Here is a 17444-nt window from a genome sequence, read left to right as displayed (position 1 = left end):
TCATTTTGTTATTTTCTCATATAGTGTGGCATCTCTCCGGGTATTTCCATCGAAATCTCCACCAGACCACCGACCACTCCGTCCTGCTTCCATGCTGTCTGATAAATCATTTTCTTAACGCCGTTCTTCTCAATGGTGTAGGCATTCACTCCCCCCGTTTCCAGCAGTTCGCGTATCTTGGCTTGCGATTGCGGGTTGTGGCAATCAAAGAGATTCTTGCCTATCAAGTCACCGTGTTTGGCAAACGTACGGCATGCTTTCTCGTTCATATATAGGATGATTCCCTTTGTGTCGCATACAGTTACGGCACAGTTCATTTCATTGACCCATTCGTACATAATTCTTTATTTTTAATTGGCTATTTTCTATGCACTTGAAATACATTTACAGAAAACTCTTCAAAGTCAAATGTCCTTTCCTCTATCGAATTATTATTGCATTAATCCTCCTTCTATGAAGAAAACGACTTCATTCAATCGTTCTTTATTCGATTCTTCATCTTTAAAAATAGCTGGAGTGAAGATTATCCTATCTTGAATCAGATTATCTACCAAATCCCACATGACTTCATGGTACAGCATCACCATTGCCACTTTTTCATTGTCAATACCATATTGGCTTGCTAAGGAGCCACAATTATTCTTTAGTTCCGCACTGATAGAGTTTACCAATTTTTCAGTTATTTGATGAAAGCGGTCTTGCCGTTTCTTTATAATAGGAAATAATACATCTCCATTATCATCTACCAGCCCATAAGGTTTTAACTGAGAAACGAGTTTGGCATCTGTTACTTTTCCAAATTGTGCTATTTCATCAGCACAATGGTCCATAATGTCGTTGTCAGGAGCAATGCCGCTATTGATGTAAGTCAAAATCAAATTCTGTTCTCCGAAACCATTCGTACCGCATGCAAAGCCATTTCTTGATTCGTATAATACCCAGTAACAGCCACTCCAGCTTGTATAATTGTCAACATCCTCAAACAAGACTAACTTTGTCCACATTTTTCCATCCAGAAGGTATGAAAAAACAAGTGAGAGTACATTGTTCTTGAATCCCATTTCACTGATAGTTTGTGCCAATGATATAAAGTCTGCCTTTGTTTTGACATACATGGATTCAGCAATCTCCTTACTTAAGCTTCTTAGAGAATTGGTCTGTTCTTTGTCGAGAATGGGTATAGTAGTTTCCCATTTCCCTTTTGTTTTACTGACAAGTCCACCTACTTCCAATAACAATAATTGGCTATCAGAGCATTTAATACCCATTTCACGAAGTTCGGCTTGAGTACGTGGAGTCCGTAAATTGTATAGTATTTCCCAATTATTATCTGGCGTTACATAGTCTTCGGGCTGATGTCCGTTCACTGCAACAAACTGGGTTGCTTCCCATTCGCTATAAGGTCTTATCGATATTTGTGCTTTAATCATTGTGGTAACGGACAATAAGGTAAACAACAATAATAAGTCCGGATAATGTTTCATATATCGCTTAATTTTAGTTTTGTTCATCATTCATGCACTTCTCTTATGTAACAAAGATAACGTTTTTTTCAATTCCTCTCTCAAACCTATAACAAAAAACTTCCCGACTACCAATAAAAAACTTCCTAACTACTAATAGTAAAGTTTGCAAGTATAGAGATAAAGAATTACCTTCGCCCTTGGTTTGTCTATCCCAAGCCTTGGGATAGAAATCCCCAACCTTGGCATACACATCCGCAACCTTGGGACAAACTTTGTAAGCCCCAATAAACAAACGAACCTCATAACAACGCTACCATCATGGCAGAATACAACATGCAGGAACTGAACCTGCCGGGAGAAGACGGCAAACGCATTCTCTACCCACGAATGAAACTATACGGGCAGGTGGACTTGGAAACCATCACCGAAAAGATAGCATACGCCTCATCCTTCACACGAGGAGACATCATCGGACTGGTGCAAGCCATCACCGACGAAATAGCCTACCAAATGGGGCAAGGTTACTCCGTGAAGATTGACAACTTAGGAGTATTCACCCCTGCCCTCGGTCTGCGGCAAGACCGTGAACGGGAGACGGGCGAAGAAGGAGACACCAAGCGAAACGCCGTCAGCATCTGCCTGAAGGACATACATTTCAAGGTGGACAAGGAACTACTGTACCGTACCGCTCGCCATTGCCACCTGAAACGTTCCACCGACAAATTCCAACGCTCCTCACAAGTGTTTTCTCCGCAGGAACGGCTGGAACGGGCAAAAAAATACCTGGAAAAGAACAGCTTCATGACCCAAGCCGACTATTGCCAACTGACCGGCTTATTGAAGTCCGCCGCCTCCCGCGAGTTGCGCGAATGGATAGCCAATCCCGAATCGGGCATCGACTACAAAGGACGAGGAACACACAAGATTTATATTCTAAGGAAACCATAACCCACATCCATTGAAGTAACAAAAACAATGAAAATACTACATACCAGCGACTGGCACCTGGGACACACCCTCTACAACTACGACCGCACCGCCGAGCAGCAATCCTTCCTACGGCAACTCACCCGCATAGTAACCGAAGAGCAGCCCGACGCCATGGTGGTAAGCGGAGATATCTACCACTACTCCTCTCCCGCTGCCGCCACGCAGAAGATGTACACCGACGCCATGCTGAACATCCATCAAGCCTGCCCCGGAATGGCCATCGTAGTCACCGCCGGAAACCACGACAGCAGCTCGAAACTGGAGATAGACAGCAGCCTCTGGCAGCACTTCGGCCTGAATGTCGTGGGAAACATCGAACGTACAGCCGAGGAAGTGAATCTGAACAAGCATATCATCGAGATAAACAATGAAAAAAAGACAATAGGCTACGTCATTGCCGTGCCCCACGTCTATCCGCAAAACTTCCCCCTGCTGGACACTGAAACACCGCGCGACCAACGGCAGGCACGCTTCTTCCAGGCACTGCTGGACGAAGTGAAGAAACGGAATACGGCACAGCTTCCCGTCGTCCTCATGGCCCATCTCTCCATTGAAGGCAGCGACCGTAGCGGGCACGATGAGAGTATTGGCGGAATAGAGTATGTTCCCCTCAGCGCTATGGGAGAAGGATACGACTACCTGGCACTCGGACACATCCATTGCCCTCAGGACATCAAAGGTAGTCATCACCACGCACGCTATTGCGGCACTCCCCTCCCCGTCAGCTTCGACGAAACCTATCCGCACTCCATCTCCATCATCGAGTTGGAGAAAGGGGCAGAACCACAAATCAGTACAAGGGAAATTGAAAATCCGATTCCGCTCGTCACACTTCCCCATGACCCGACACCTTTCGAAGACGCCTTGAAATTACTGGAAGAATATCCGGAAGAGAAACCTGCATACCTCCGTCTGAACGTGCTGACAAAAGGCTACCTGCCCCCCGACTGCAACGAAAAAGCCTCGAACGCCGCCAAAGGCAAGGCATGCAAATATTGCTACATCAAGACGACCCGAGAGCGGCAGACCGACACTGACGAGAGCAAGCCTATCTCCATCCAAGAGATGCAGGAAATGTCTCCCCTGGAAATAGCCAGACTCTACTACCGCGAAACCGAAGGAGAAGAGATGGACCCAGAACTTTGCCAGCTGATGGAGACTGTCATGCAAAAAGTGAAAAGCAAGAACAACTCCTAATCATTTGTCCGGAACATGAAACTCCAGAAACTCACCATAAAGAACCTTGCCTCCATAGAAGATGCCGTCATCGACTTTGAGAACGGACCGCTAAGCGAGGAATCCCTTTTCCTTATCTGCGGCGAGACGGGTGCAGGGAAGACAACCATTCTCGACGCCATCTGCCTGGCACTCTACAACGAAACGCCCCGCATGGACCATGCCGAGAACGAAAAATACAAAGACCTGAGCCAGACTTTCTCTGCCAAAAAGGAAGATGTTGCCATCAACGACAGCCGGCAACTGATGCGCCGTAACACCAGTGAAGCATGGACGGAGCTGGAGTTTACCGGCTCGAACGAAACGCCCTACACCGCCCGATGGTACGTGGCACGGGCACACCGCAAGATTTCAGGAGCCGTGCAAGATGTGCGCTGGACACTGGAAAACAAGAAAAGCGGCGCACAGCTCAACAAAAAGAATGAGATAAAGGCGGAAATACAAGCTGCAGTGGGGTTGACCTTCGAACAATTCTGCCGCACCACCATGCTGGCGCAAGGCGACTTCACCAAGTTCCTGCAAAGCAAGGAAAGCGAAAAATCGGATATTCTGGAAAAGCTGACCGGTACAAGTATCTACTCCGAAATAGGAGCCGAAATATATGCCGCCACCAAGGAAAGACGGACGGAATACGAAAACCAGAACCGGAAGCTGGAAGGCATCCACATCCTGGCAGAAGAAGAAGTCGCCACAATCAAGGAAGCCATAGCCACACAAAATGCCGGAGTCAAGGAAGCCAATGAGCAGAAAACTACCGCCCTCGCAAAACGGGACTGGCTGAAGAAACACTCCGAACTCCTCCTCACCCGTGAACAGCAAAAGAAGATGTGGGAAGGGAAGCAAGCGCAACTGCAATCGGACGAATTCAAACAGAAAGAACTCCTGATTAAAGAATGGAATGCCACCGCCGACGCCCGCAACTGGCTCTCTACCTTGAAACAGCAGCAACAGCAGCAACAACAGAACCATGCACAAGCCGGGATACTGAGAGCATCCTTTGCCCGGCTGGACGGAGGAAGCAAGTGGCTATGCGGTTTCCTGAAAGAGCAAGAAGACAAGCTGCATCGTGCCGAGAAGTACTTGCAAGAGCATTCGCCCTTACTGCCCATGTTCGAGCAAAGCCAATCCATCATTACCGGCCTAAAATCCGCACTCGATGCCCAAACACGCATCGGCACCTACAACGCGCACCTTGAAAGACTTGCCGCGCAACAACCCGTAAAAGTCAAGGAGCGTACCGACAAGGAAGCTGCCCTCACCCGGAAAGAACAAGAGAACCATACATTGCAAAACGAAATAAACCTCCGGAACAAGCAGCTTGAAACCATGGACCGCCCTGCCCTGCAAGACAAGAAAAACAAACTCGATGCCGGACGGGAGAACCTGCTACAAGCCTTGAGCGCCTTGTCTTTACTGGCTGAAACGGAAAGGACACTGAACGAGGCGAAGGAAAACGAAAAGGCTTTGAACGCCAAAGTGGAGGCGTGCCAAAAGCAATACGTCCTCCTGCAAACGGCATTCGACAGCAGGAAAACAAGTTATGATGACATCCGCACCCTCTACGACAAGCAAAAGGAAGCCGTAGAAGAGTGGGCAAAGGAAGCACGCTCCCGGCTTGTCGTCGGGGATACTTGCCCCGTGTGCGGACAAGAAATAAAATCGCTTTGCAAAGATGAAGATTTCCAGTCTGTCCTTGCTCCCATACGCACCTCCCTGGAAACAAAAGAAAAAGAATACAAGGAAGCCGAGCAGGCATTGAACAACAACCTGACAGAATCCAAGACCTACGGAACGCTGGCAGAGAATGCCCGTCAGTCCACAGCAAGAGCGCTCCGGAGCTACAACCTTGCCCGTACTGACGCACAAGCCAAATGCGCCCAATGCAACGGCATCGGCCTCTCCACAACCACCGGCGAAACCCTGAAGAAGCTACTGGAAGAGAACAAGCTGGAAGCAGACAAACTGAACGAAAAGCTCACGGAAGTTCAAAAGCTCAGCGCACAAATCATAGCTCTGCAACGGCAAAAGGACGAATGCCAAAAACATGTGGACGCTGCACGCCAAGCCTTCAACTCTGCCGACAGAGTGCTGAATGAGCTGAAAAATAGCATCGTCAATTACGAGTCGCTCACCGCCAACGAAAAGGAGAACATACGTGCCACCATGGACCGCGTCACTCCCCACATCCTCTGGGAAGGATGGAACACGGAATGGGAGAACTCCCCCCTCTCCTTCATTGACCGCCTGACACAAGCTACGCGCAACTACCAGCTGGCGCAGGAAAAACAAAAAGAACTGAAATCCACCATTGCCCTTATCCACAAAGAGCTGGAAGGGATAAACATCAACAAGGAAAGCATCGATGCCGCATTCCCCGACTGGCGCAACGCACCTGCAGCAACACAGGAAATAGAAATCAAGGACCTGGGGATTGCCTGGAATAATCTGAATACACAAGCAAGCGGACTGAAACAAAGCATATCCTCCACCGCAGAACAAATGGCAAGGCTGCAAAAGGATTTAACCGGGTTCTATGCCGCCAACCCCACTCTCGACGAGGAGCGTATCACCGTCCTATCCGCTTGGTCCGGCTCCCGGATAGAAGCATTGCGTGCCTCATTGCAGACACTTAAAGAGGAAGAAGTAGCTGCATCGACCGCCTTTCATCTGGCCACCGGACAAGTGGAAGAGCACATCGGCCGGAAGCCCGAAATAGAAGAAAACGAAAACCTCGAAACCCTGGATGCACTCATCGCGAATCTCGAAGAAAAGATAACCGTCGGCAACCAATCCATCGGCCAACAGAAGTTACGCCTGGAAGAAAACACCCGTAACATCGACCGGATAAAGGAAGAAAAGGAACGTGCCGACCGGTTACGCGAAGAGTATCTGAAGTGGGACCGCCTCTGCCGTCACTTCGGTGACGAACGGGGAAAGAACTTCCGCAACATAGCCCAGAGCTTCGTCTTGAAAGAACTGCTGGCAGGCGCCAATTTCTATCTGCAACGCTTGACCGACCGCTACGAACTGGAGTGCCAGGCCGGTTCGCTCACCATCCTGCTGCGCGACTTCCATCAAGGAGGCTCGGCACGTCCGGCATGCACCTTATCGGGCGGCGAAAGCTTCCTGGTATCTCTGTCGCTTGCCCTCGGGCTTTCTTCCCTCAGCCGCCAAAGCCTCTCGGTAGACACACTGTTCATCGACGAAGGTTTCGGCACACTGAGCAGCGACTACCTGAACACCGTGATGGACACATTGGAAAAACTGCACCGGATGGGTGGCAAGAAGGTAGGCATCATCAGCCACGTGGAAGGACTGAAAGAGCGTATAAAGACCCAGATACAAGTACGGAGAATAGACAGTTCAAGAAGCGAAATAGAAGTAGTGAATACCCTCTAAGCCGGCATCGGGATAAAGAAAACGAATGTTTTTTCGGCTCTTGATAGTACAAGCACCTGCATTATTGTGTATTTTTGCAGTCTCATAAAAAAGAAAAGACAATGAAAAAGTTCATGAAAGGAGTCCGGTTTACTCCTAAAAACTATTCCGACGAAGTAGAAGCCAAAATTCAACATTATAAGAAAGAAGGATATAAACTGCCGATGCGAAGCGCACTCCGTACCGAGGAACAGTTGGCCGGTATCCGCGCAAGCGCCAAAATCAACACGGCCCTGCTGGATTATCTCTCCGAGAACATTCGCGAAGACATGTCCACAGCCGAAATTGACCATATGGTGTATTGCTTCACCACAGACCACGACGCCATCCCCGCCCCCTTCATGTACGAAGGCTTCCCCAAAAGTGTGTGCACCAGCATCAACGATGTAGTGTGCCACGGCATTCCCAGCACCAGGGAATTCTTGAAAAGCGGTGACATTGTAAATGTCGATGTATCCACCATTTACAAAGGTTACTTTGCCGACGCATCACGCATGTTCATGATTGGCGAAGTCAGCCCCGACATACAGAGGCTGGTGCAAGTCACCAAAGAATGCCGTGACATAGGCATACAGACCGCACAGCCCTGGGCACGCCTCGGTGACGTAGGCGCCGCCATCCAGGAGCATGCGGAAAAGAACGGATACAGCGTGGTACGCGACCTCTGCGGACACGGCTGCGGCGTCAAGTTCCACGAAGAACCGGATGTGGAACACTTCGGTAAACGTGGTACGGGCATGCTGATAGTACCCGGCATGACGTTCACCATCGAGCCGATGATTAACATGGGAAGCTACGAAGTCTTTATCGACGAAGCCGACGGATGGACCGTCTGCACAGACGACGGACTGCCTTCTGCCCAATGGGAAAGCCAAATCCTGATTACTGAAGACGGAAACGAAATATTGACACAATAAGGCGGACACTTCAAAACATCTATGGAAATATTATTACTGATTATAGGGATAATCATTGGAACCGTAGTCGGCTATCTGGCGGCAGACCGCAAGTCAGCCGCACTGAGGGCGGAAATCAGCGGGACAAAGAAGGAAATAGAATTATTGAAGCTGCAGAAGGAAGAAGCCGAAGCGTTGCACAAGCGCATGAACACCGAGTTCGAGAATCTCTCCAACCGTATCTTCCAGAGCAAAGCCGAAGACTTTACCAGGCTGAATGCCGAACACCTGGGCAATCTGCTCCGTCCGCTGGGCGATAACCTGAAGGACTTCCGCCAAAAGGTGGAACAAGTATACAGCACCGAAGCCAAAGAACGTTTCTCGCTGGGTGAACGCATCAAGGAACTGGTGAAGCTGAACAACCGCCTCAGCGAAGATGCCAACAACCTGACTCGTGCCTTGAAAGGAGACTCCAAGATGCAAGGCAACTGGGGCGAAATGATTCTGGAACGTCTGTTGCAAGCCTCCGGACTGATTGAAGGCGAACACTACTTCCGCCAGGAGTTTCTAAAAGACGAACGGGGCGAAGCCATCATCAACGAGGAAAGCGGGCAGAAGATGCAGCCCGACATCATCGTGAAATACCCCGACGAACGGGAAATGATTATCGACTCCAAAGTGTCGCTGACTGCCTATGCTGCCTACACCTCTGCCGAAAACAAGGAGGAGCAGGCACACTTCCTGAAAGCACACCTGCAATCCGTCCGCGCCCACATCGACGAGCTCAGCCATAAAGACTACTCGCATTATGACGCCCAATCGCCGGATTTCGTCATGATGTTCATCCCCACCGAAGGTGCCTACCTCCTCGCCATCCAAAGCGATACCCACCTCTGGGAATATGCCTACAACAAAAAGGTGGTACTGATGAGCCCCACCAACCTGATTAGCGCCCTGCGCCTCTCGCTCGACCTTTGGAAGAAGGAGAACCAGGTAAAGAATGTGCAGGCCATCATCAAGCGCGGCACCATCTTATATGAAAAGATTGCAGGCTTTACCGACACCTTCCTCGGTATCGGCGACCGACTGGCCAGCCTGCAAAGGGATTACGACAAAGCCTTCAACCAGCTCTCGGACGGTAACGGCAGCGTAGTGCGCCAGGCCGAAATGCTGAAAGGCATGAGCCTCACTCCCAAGAAACGCATTTCTCCAAGATTGCTGCCCAAAGATACCATTCAAGAAGAAACAGAAGAGGAAAACGATAACATTCAATAAAACATCATCCAACATGAAAACTCTGAAAGACCGCATTCTCAAAGACGGAAAATGCTTCCCCGGAGGCATTCTGAAAGTAGACAACTTCATTAATCACCAAATGGACCCCATCCTGATGAAATCCATCGGCGTGGAATTTGTCAGACGGTTCGCTTCCACCTCCATCAACAAGGTCATTACAGTAGAGGCGAGCGGAATTGCCCCTGCCATCATGGTAGGTTATCTGCTGGAACTGCCCGTAGTATTTGCCAAGAAGAAGAAACCGAGTACCATGGAAAACATGCTGACCACCACCGTATTTTCCTTCACCAAGAACCGTTCGTACGAGGTCTGTGTCAGCAAGGACTTCCTTTGTCCGGGTGACAAGGTACTGTTCATTGACGACTTTCTGGCCAATGGCAATGCAGCCAAAGGCATGATTGACCTTGTGAAGCAGGCAGGTGCCGAACTGGCCGGTATGGGATTCATCATCGAGAAGGCTTTCCAGCATGGTGGCGACGAATTGCGCGAACAAGGCATCCATGTGGAATCACTTGCCATCATCGAGAGTCTGGACAATTGTGAGATTAAAATCAGATAAACCGCTGCACACATGGAGGACAATCAAGAAGGAGAAAAGTTAAAAAACGGACTGATATACGGACTGAATGACAAGCCACCTTTCAAGGAAGCATTCTTCGCCGCCCTGCAACATCTGCTTGCCATATTCGTTGCCATCATCACACCTCCCCTCATTATTGCCGGAGCACTGAAACTCGATGCCGAGACCACCGGTTATCTGGTATCCATGGCATTGTTCGCTTCGGGCATTTCAACGTTCATCCAGTGCCGCAGGTTCGGAGGATTGGGTACGGGGCTGCTATGCATCCAAGGAACCAGTTTTTCCTTTATCGGACCCATTATTGCTGCCGGAACGATGGGCGGGCTTCCGCTTATCTTCGGTTCTTGCATCGCAGCATCTACCGTGGAAATGTTCATCAGCCGAATCTTGAAATATACCAAGAGAATCATTACGCCCCTCATTTCGGGAATCGTTGTCACTCTCATTGGAATGAGTCTGATAAAAGTGGGAATTACTGCTTGCGGAGGCGGTGCGGCAGCGCAAGCAGACGGTAGTTTCGGCAGTCTGCGCCATGTGGGACTGGCGGCCCTGGTGTTGCTACTCATCATTGCCTTCAACCGTAGTTCCAACCGGTATATGAGGATGAGTTCCATTGTCATCGGATTGGTTATAGGCTATATCGTGGCATGGTTCATGGGGATAGTAGATTTTACATCCATACAAAGCTATGGCGGTTTCAATCTCCCGATGCCGTTCCGTTACGGATTGGACTTCAGCATCTCAACCATCATTGCCTTAGGACTTATTTTCATGATTACCGCTATCGAAGCATACGGTGACATCACAGCCAATTCGCTCATATCCGGCGAACCGGTGGAAGGAGAAACATTCGTAAAACGCGCTTCGGGCGGTATCCTTGCCGACGGCTTCAACTCCATGCTGGCAGGTATGCTCAACTCTTTTCCCAACTCCGTATTTGCCCAAAACAACGGGATGATACAACTGACGGGAGTGGCAAGCCGTTATGTAGGTTACTATATAGCAGGATTCCTGGTAATACTCGGGCTTTTCCCCGCCGTAGGCCTGGTATTTTCATTGATGCCGGAACCGGTATTGGGCGGCGCTACCCTGCTTATGTTCGGAACAGTGGCAGCGGCAGGCATACGCATCATCGCCGCACAGGAAATCAACCGTAAGGCAACATTAGTCATGGCTATCAGTTTCTCTTTGGGACTAAGCGTAGAACTGGTTCCGGAAATATTATGCCAACTTCCCGAAATACTAAGAAATATCTTCTCTTCGGGAATTACCACCGGAGGAGTAACAGCCATTCTGGCAAATGCACTGATTCATATCAAGGAATAAAAGAAAAAACTGCGAAGAATCCACTCCACTTTCTTTCATTAGAGAGGAAAATACCTCGAACAAAAAAACTCCGGCAAGACCCTGAAGGCCAAGCCGGAGTTTTTTATCTCAAGACGGATAAGGAAGGTTATCCGCCAAAGTTATCGAACATCAGGTTCTGAGCCGGAACGCCGAGGTCGTCGAGCATCTTCTCAACAGCCTTCGACATCGGGCCGGGACCGCACATGTAGTATTCGATGTCTTCGGGAGCTTCGTGGTCTTTCAAATAAGTCTCGTAAATTACATTGTGTACGAAACCCGGAGTGTACTTCACGCCCGCTGCATCGGCTGCCGGATCGGGACGGTCCAGTGCAAGATGGAACTTGAAGTTGGGGAAATCCTTTTCAATCTGCAGGAAGTCTTCCAGATAGAACACTTCATTCAATGCACGTGCACCGTAGAAGTAATTCATCACGCGATCTGTAGTGTGCAGTGTCTTCGTCATATGCATAATCTGTGCACGCAACGGAGCCATACCGGCACCACCACCGATCCACATCATCTCCTTCTTAGAGTCGAATATCGGATGGAAGTCTCCGTAAGGACCACTCATGGTTACCTTATCACCCGGTTTCAGGGTAAAGATATAAGAAGAAGCGATACCCGGCATTACATCCATGAAGCCCGGTCCCTGGTCTTTCGGCTTAAACGGAGGCGTAGCGATACGTACCGTCAGCATGATGCGGTCGCCTTCGGCAGGATAGTTGGCCATGGAGTAAGCACGGATGGTTTCTTCGTCATTGCGGCACTTCAAGCCCAACAGACCGAATTTCTCCCATGCAGGCAAGTATTCCTTACCGATAAGTTCCTTATCGATGTCCTTATCATAATCCATCGAATATTTAGGAATCTTAATCTGCGCATAAGAACCCGGAACGAAATCCATGTGCTCGCCTTTGGGCAAAGCAACGATGAACTCTTTGATGAACGTAGCCACATTCTTGTTGGAGATAACCTCGCACTCCCACTCTTTTACGCCCAGTACGCTTTCGGGAACCTTGATAGCCATATCGCCTTTTACCTTCACCTGGCAACCCAGACGCCAGTGATCTTGTATTTGCTTACGGCTGAAGTGCGGAGTCTCAGAAGGCAAGATTTCACCCCCACCTTCCATTACCTGGCATTTGCACTGTCCGCAGGAACCTTTACCACCGCAAGCGGAGGAAAGGAACACACCGTTTACAGACAGCGTATTCAGCAATGTAGAACCGGAAGCTACGTCCAGTTCCTTATCACCATTGATAGTCAGTTTTACATTACCCGAAGGCACCAAGAAATTCTTGGCAACCAGCAGGATAACAACAAGCAGGATGACAACCACGAGGAATACTCCAATGCTTGCTAATATCATATTCATATCCATTGTTTTATTCCTTTCTTTTAGATGTTCAAACCAGAGAAACACATAAATGCCATTGCCATCAGACCTACAGTGATAAACGTGATGCCCAGTCCTTTCAGTGGAGCCGGAACGTCAGAATAGGCCATTTTTTCACGGATGGCAGCCAAGCCTACGATAGCCAGCAACCAACCGATACCGGAGCCCAACGCATAAGAGACAGCATCAGCAATGCCACCGATGAATTTCGGGTCGCTCTCACCCAGCGTGATGCGCTGCTGCATGAAAAGAGAAGCACCCATGATGGCACAGTTTACAGCAATCAACGGCAGGAAGATACCGAGTGAAGCATACAGCGAAGGGCTGAAACGCTCTACAATCATTTCCACCAACTGAACGATAGCTGCGATTACAGCAATGAAAAGAATAAAGCTCAGGAAGCTGAGGTCAACGCCTTCAATGATTGCGTTGGCAGCCAGCACCTTTGTCTGCAATAAATAGTTGACCGGAAGCGTAACTACCAACACGAAAGTTACGGCGATACCCAGTCCCACGGCAGTCTTCACATTCTTCGATACGGCAAGGTAAGAACACATACCGAGGAAGAACGCGAATATCATGTTGTCCACAAAGATAGAGCGGACGAATAAACTTATTAAATGTTCCATATCTCTTCGATAAATTAAGAATTAAAGAATTAAAGAATTAAAGCAATGAGAACTTGTACTGCAGCAGAGCAGCCCATTTTTCATTCTTTCATTTTTCATTCTTCATTTATTTATTACTGCTTTTCCTGCAATTCTTTGTGACGTGCACGCTGATACCAGATGATGCAAGCGCAAAGAATCAATGCCATTGGCGGCATCAGCATCAAGCCGTTGTTCACATAGCCCAACTTCTGCAGAGGTTCATAGTTCAAGATGTTGAAACCGAGCAACGTTCCCGAACCCAGAAGCTCGCGGAAGAAAGCTACGATTACCAGAATCTTGGCATATCCCAAACCATTACCCACACCGTCAAGGAAAGACTCCCAGGGACCGTTCTGCATGGCAAATGCTTCCAAGCGCCCCATCAGGATACAGTTGGTAATAATCAGACCTACATATACAGAAAGCTGCACACTTACATCGTAAGCAAAAGCTTTCAGAATCTCACTTACAATAGTTACCAACGCGGCAACAACCACCAGCTGAACGATGATACGGATACGGTTGGGTATCGTCTTACGCAGCAGTGAAATCACTACATTGGAGAATGCCGTAATCACCGTCACTGAAAGACCCATCACAATGGCGGGCTCCAGCTTGGCAGTAACAGCCAAAGCAGAACAGATACCCAATACCTGCACGGTAACAGGATTGTTCAGTCCCAGCGGAGTAGAGAATATTTCTTTATTCTTCTTTGAAAACAATTGTCCCATATTCTTATTCCTCCTCATTATTATTAGTTAAAAAGTTCTTGTAGCTGCTCAGACAAGCCTTCAACATAGCATCCACACCAACAGAAGTGATGGTACCACCGGAAATGCCGTCCACCTGATAGTCAGGTTTCTCTACCTTGCCGTTCTTCACAACACCGAGGGCCACCTCGCCGTTCTCCAATGTTTTCTTTCCAGTGAATTCACCCTGAAACTGGGGAGTTGCAATTTCGGCACCCAGACCCGGAGTCTCACTGGCATGGGAGAAGTAAACACCGTAAACGGTATCCTTGTCGCTATTCAGTGCAACATATCCCCAGATAGCACCCCAAAGACCGGCGCCGTAAACGGGAAATACATATTTCTTCTCACCGTCAACCTCTGCCACGAATACATGCAGACGGTTATTTTCTTTGGCTTCTTTCTCGTAAGCGGTAGCAAATGCACCGGTATTCTCAGTCAGCTTACCGTCAACGTTCATCAGCATATCGCCCTTTACATATTTATTATATTCAGCTTCGGCATCCTTTACGTCCTTGATGTTGAGTGCAGCAAGAATCTGCTTCTTCGTGTCAAGTTCCACGTTCTTGTTCTGCGTCTCGCGCAAGGAAGAACTTACGAATGCCAGCAGGAATGCAACGATAACAACCATTACCGAAGCATAAATGATAGTATAACTATTACTATTGGTATTCATTTCTTTTCCGGTATTTATTAATTGTTAGACTTGATTGCACGTTTCTCGCGACGGCTGATGTTGCCCTGTACCACACAATAGTCAATCAGCGGAGCGAAGATATTCATCAGCAGAATGGCAAGCATCATACCTTCGGGATAACCAGGGTTGAGCACACGGATAATGATAGCCATGACACCAATCAGGAATCCGAAGATATACTTACCGGTCTCTGTACGTGCCGATGTAACGGGGTCGGTAGCCATGAACACGGCACCGAAGCAGAAACCACCCAGCACGAGGTGTTCGTACCAAGGCATCTGTGCCATCGGGGTGTCGGGACCGATTGTATTGAATACCCATGCCATGAAGGCGCCACCTACGAATACGGAAAACATCGTCTTCCAGCTTGCAATGCCCGTCCACAACAGCAAAATGGCACCCAGAGCGATGGCAATTACGCTTGTCTCACCGATAGAACCCGGAATAAGGCCGGTCACCATGTCCCAAGAGAATTCCGGAACGGCGCCCGAAGTAGCGGCTGCACCCAGCGGAGTAGCTACCGTCAGTCCGTCTACCGACTGCCCCAGACCAAAGATGCTGTCGCCCGATACCCAAACGGCATCACCGGACATCTTCGTAGGATAAGCAAAGAACAAGAATGCACGGGTAATCAAAGCTACGTTGAACACGTTCATACCCGTACCACCGAATACTTCCTTAGCAAAAATTACAGAGAATGCAGTAGCCACCGCTAGAATCCACAACGGGCAGTCTACCGGAACAATCATCGGAATCAAGATACCGGAAACCAGGAAGCCTTCCTGAATCTCCTCCTTCTTCCACTGAGCCACTACGAACTCAATGCCGAGACCTACTACATAAGATACAATGATTTTTGGCAATACAGCCAAGAAACCGTAGATGAACATTTCCCAGAAGCCGCCGGTGGCACCGGTAGCATGGAAATGCTGGTAACCTACGTTATACATACCGAACAGCAGTGCCGGTACTAACGCAATAACCACCATCGACATGATGCGTTTGCTGTCAATGGAGTCGTGAATATGCGTTCCCGATTTCGAAGTGGCATTAGGCACGAACAAGAATGTTTCGAAGCCGTCGAACACCGAACGAAATGCGTGGAATTTGCCGCCTTCTTCAAAGTTCGGCTTTATCTTGTCGAGATAATTTCTTAACGCTTTCATTAATATATTTACGATTTTACGATTTACAATTTACGATTTGCCATACGCCCCGATTATGCCATTTCGGCACGAAGCATATCGAGTCCTGCACGTACGATGCGCTGCACTTCCACTTTGGAAGAACATACGAATTCGCAGAGAGCGAAATCTTCAGGAGCTACTTCGTAGATACCCAGAGCCTCCATACGGTCAATATCACCTGCAATGATTGCTTTCACCAGATATTCGGGGAAGATGTCCATTGGAAATACGCGGTCGTATTCGTTGGACATAATCATGTGACGTTCGCCACCCTTGATACGGGCATCTATCACATATTCCTTCTTGCCCATCAGCCAGCTGAAGTAAGAGCGGTTGACGCTGAACTGATTAAAGCGCGGCATAATCCAACCCAACATTTCATGGATTTCATCTCCTTCGGGAATAACGGTCAGCTGGCTGTCGAAAGAGCCGAGGAAGCCGTTCGGAGAAATTTTCTTACCGGTCAGCACGTTACCGCTGATGTAGCGGAGGTCCTTGTCGGTAGTCACGTTACCTTTGAAAACGTTCGTCAGCAGAGCGCCGACTTTCAGCTTGCAATAAGCGGGTTTCAACACTTCGGAACCCGTTACAGCTACCGTACGGGTCAAGTCTACATGACCGGTATTCATCAGACGTCCGATGAAAAGTACGGCTTCGGCACTGATAGTCCAGACCGTTTCACCTTTCACTACCGGAGAGATGTGGTTAATCTGTACACCCACGTTGCCTGCCGGATGCGGTCCGTCGAAAGCTGTTACGGTAACGTTCTTTGCCTGCACAAGGGCAGCAGCCTTTTGTTTTACACTAATACCCAGATACGTCTTTGCCATCTTTGACAAAGCGTCGAGTCCCGTCTGGAAGTTTGCTTCTTCTCCTTTCAGAGCGAATTCGAAATCGGGAGCCAGAGGATTACTGTCGAAAGCCGAAATGAAAATAGCTTTCGGAGTCACCGTCGGGTCAGCGATAACGTCGTACGGACGTTGGCGGATGAAAGCGAACATACCTGCCTGCAAAAGAGCTTCTTTTACCTGCTGGCCGCTCATCTTGGACGGGTCCATCTTGCCAAATTCCTCATAGTCTTGTTCAGTGGCAGCCTCTACAACGATGTTCAGCACCTTACGGCGCGCACCACGCTCCACGCTTGTCACTACGCCACTGACGGGCGAAACAAATTTCAATTCAGGATGATTCTTGTCGATAAACAAGGGTCCCCCGGCCATCACATATTCCTGCTCTTTGACCACCACTTTCGGAGTGATGCCTGTATAATCATCGGGAATCAGCGAATAAAATCCTGGTTCCTTAACAGACACAAGTTCCTGGGCAGCAGCGCCTTTCAGGTTGATGTCAAGGCCTCTACGTAACTTAATTACATTTGCCATGCGTTTATTTAAAATAATGGTTTCATTAATTTGCCGCAAAAGTAGCAAAAAAGAACGTGAATAAAGAGCAAAAAAGAAAGGAATTACGGAGAAATTTCCGTAATCCCTTTCGTTAACGAACACGAGAACAAGGA

15 protein-coding genes are annotated in these 17444 nt (G+C 48.6%); 7 read left to right on the top strand and 8 right to left on the bottom strand.

What is annotated here, in order from left to right:
- Positions 1-8: 8 nt before the first annotated feature.
- Positions 9-338 (bottom strand): PAS domain-containing protein, encoded by a 330-nt coding sequence (locus tag H1A11_RS04880; RefSeq protein WP_119961875.1) that lies wholly within the window; start codon positions 336-338, stop codon positions 9-11.
- A gap of 93 nt (positions 339-431) precedes the next feature.
- Positions 432-1514 carry a hypothetical protein gene (locus tag H1A11_RS04875; protein WP_117600534.1) on the bottom strand — a complete coding sequence of 361 codons (1083 nt, stop codon included), beginning with the start codon at positions 1512-1514 and terminating at the stop codon, positions 432-434.
- Between the two features lie 270 nt (positions 1515-1784).
- Here H1A11_RS04875 and H1A11_RS04870 point away from each other — a divergent pair, with 270 nt between their 5' ends.
- From H1A11_RS04870 to H1A11_RS04840, 7 genes are all read left to right on the top strand, one after another.
- On the top strand, positions 1785-2414 hold the full coding sequence (locus H1A11_RS04870) for an HU family DNA-binding protein (protein WP_005836463.1): 630 nt from the start codon (positions 1785-1787) through the stop codon (positions 2412-2414).
- Between the two features lie 27 nt (positions 2415-2441).
- On the top strand, positions 2442-3653 hold the full coding sequence (locus tag H1A11_RS04865) for an exonuclease SbcCD subunit D C-terminal domain-containing protein (RefSeq protein WP_120178085.1): 1212 nt from the start codon (positions 2442-2444) through the stop codon (positions 3651-3653).
- Between the two features lie 15 nt (positions 3654-3668).
- Entirely contained in the window at positions 3669-7091 is a 3423-nt protein-coding gene (locus tag H1A11_RS04860; protein ID WP_181757792.1) for an AAA family ATPase, read from the top strand.
- A gap of 101 nt (positions 7092-7192) precedes the next feature.
- Positions 7193-8047, top strand: a complete 855-nt coding sequence (gene map / locus H1A11_RS04855; RefSeq protein WP_181757791.1) for a type I methionyl aminopeptidase — start codon at positions 7193-7195, stop codon at positions 8045-8047.
- 21 nt (positions 8048-8068) lie between these two features.
- Positions 8069-9301: a DNA recombination protein RmuC gene (locus H1A11_RS04850; protein WP_181757790.1), complete on the top strand. Its 1233-nt coding sequence runs from the start codon at positions 8069-8071 to the stop codon at positions 9299-9301.
- Positions 9302-9314: 13 nt separating this feature from the next.
- Complete coding sequence (gene xpt / locus H1A11_RS04845) at positions 9315-9881, top strand: xanthine phosphoribosyltransferase (RefSeq protein WP_117600538.1); 567 nt, start codon at positions 9315-9317, stop codon at positions 9879-9881.
- A 12-nt stretch (positions 9882-9893) separates the two neighbouring features.
- Positions 9894-11228, top strand: coding sequence for a nucleobase:cation symporter-2 family protein (locus tag H1A11_RS04840; protein ID WP_131226106.1), 1335 nt, complete (start codon positions 9894-9896; stop codon positions 11226-11228).
- 127 nt (positions 11229-11355) lie between these two features.
- On the opposite strand, the gene nqrF is transcribed toward H1A11_RS04840, so the two are convergent.
- The 6 genes from nqrF to H1A11_RS04810 form a co-directional block, all read right to left on the bottom strand.
- The gene (gene nqrF / locus H1A11_RS04835) at positions 11356-12630 is read right to left on the bottom strand and encodes an NADH:ubiquinone reductase (Na(+)-transporting) subunit F (RefSeq protein WP_117600539.1); all 1275 of its coding nucleotides are present in this window, start codon (positions 12628-12630) and stop codon (positions 11356-11358) included.
- Positions 12631-12647: 17 nt separating this feature from the next.
- Positions 12648-13274, bottom strand: a complete 627-nt coding sequence (gene nqrE, locus H1A11_RS04830; RefSeq protein WP_005828321.1) for an NADH:ubiquinone reductase (Na(+)-transporting) subunit E — start codon at positions 13272-13274, stop codon at positions 12648-12650.
- Between the two features lie 113 nt (positions 13275-13387).
- Positions 13388-14026 (bottom strand): NADH:ubiquinone reductase (Na(+)-transporting) subunit D, encoded by a 639-nt coding sequence (locus H1A11_RS04825; RefSeq protein ID WP_117600540.1) that lies wholly within the window; start codon positions 14024-14026, stop codon positions 13388-13390.
- A 4-nt stretch (positions 14027-14030) separates the two neighbouring features.
- Entirely contained in the window at positions 14031-14720 is a 690-nt protein-coding gene (locus H1A11_RS04820) for a Na(+)-translocating NADH-quinone reductase subunit C (RefSeq protein ID WP_117964443.1), read from the bottom strand.
- A 17-nt stretch (positions 14721-14737) separates the two neighbouring features.
- Complete coding sequence (locus tag H1A11_RS04815) at positions 14738-15907, bottom strand: NADH:ubiquinone reductase (Na(+)-transporting) subunit B (RefSeq protein ID WP_117600542.1); 1170 nt, start codon at positions 15905-15907, stop codon at positions 14738-14740.
- A gap of 53 nt (positions 15908-15960) precedes the next feature.
- A complete protein-coding gene (locus H1A11_RS04810) occupies positions 15961-17310 on the bottom strand; it encodes a Na(+)-translocating NADH-quinone reductase subunit A (protein ID WP_117600543.1) in 1350 nt (449 codons plus the stop codon).
- Positions 17311-17444 lie beyond the last annotated feature (134 nt).

Source organism: Bacteroides sp. CACC 737 (assembly GCF_013874375.1).
GTDB classification, from domain to species: domain Bacteria; phylum Bacteroidota; class Bacteroidia; order Bacteroidales; family Bacteroidaceae; genus Bacteroides; species Bacteroides uniformis.
This window is presented reverse-complemented; position numbering and strand designations above follow the sequence as displayed.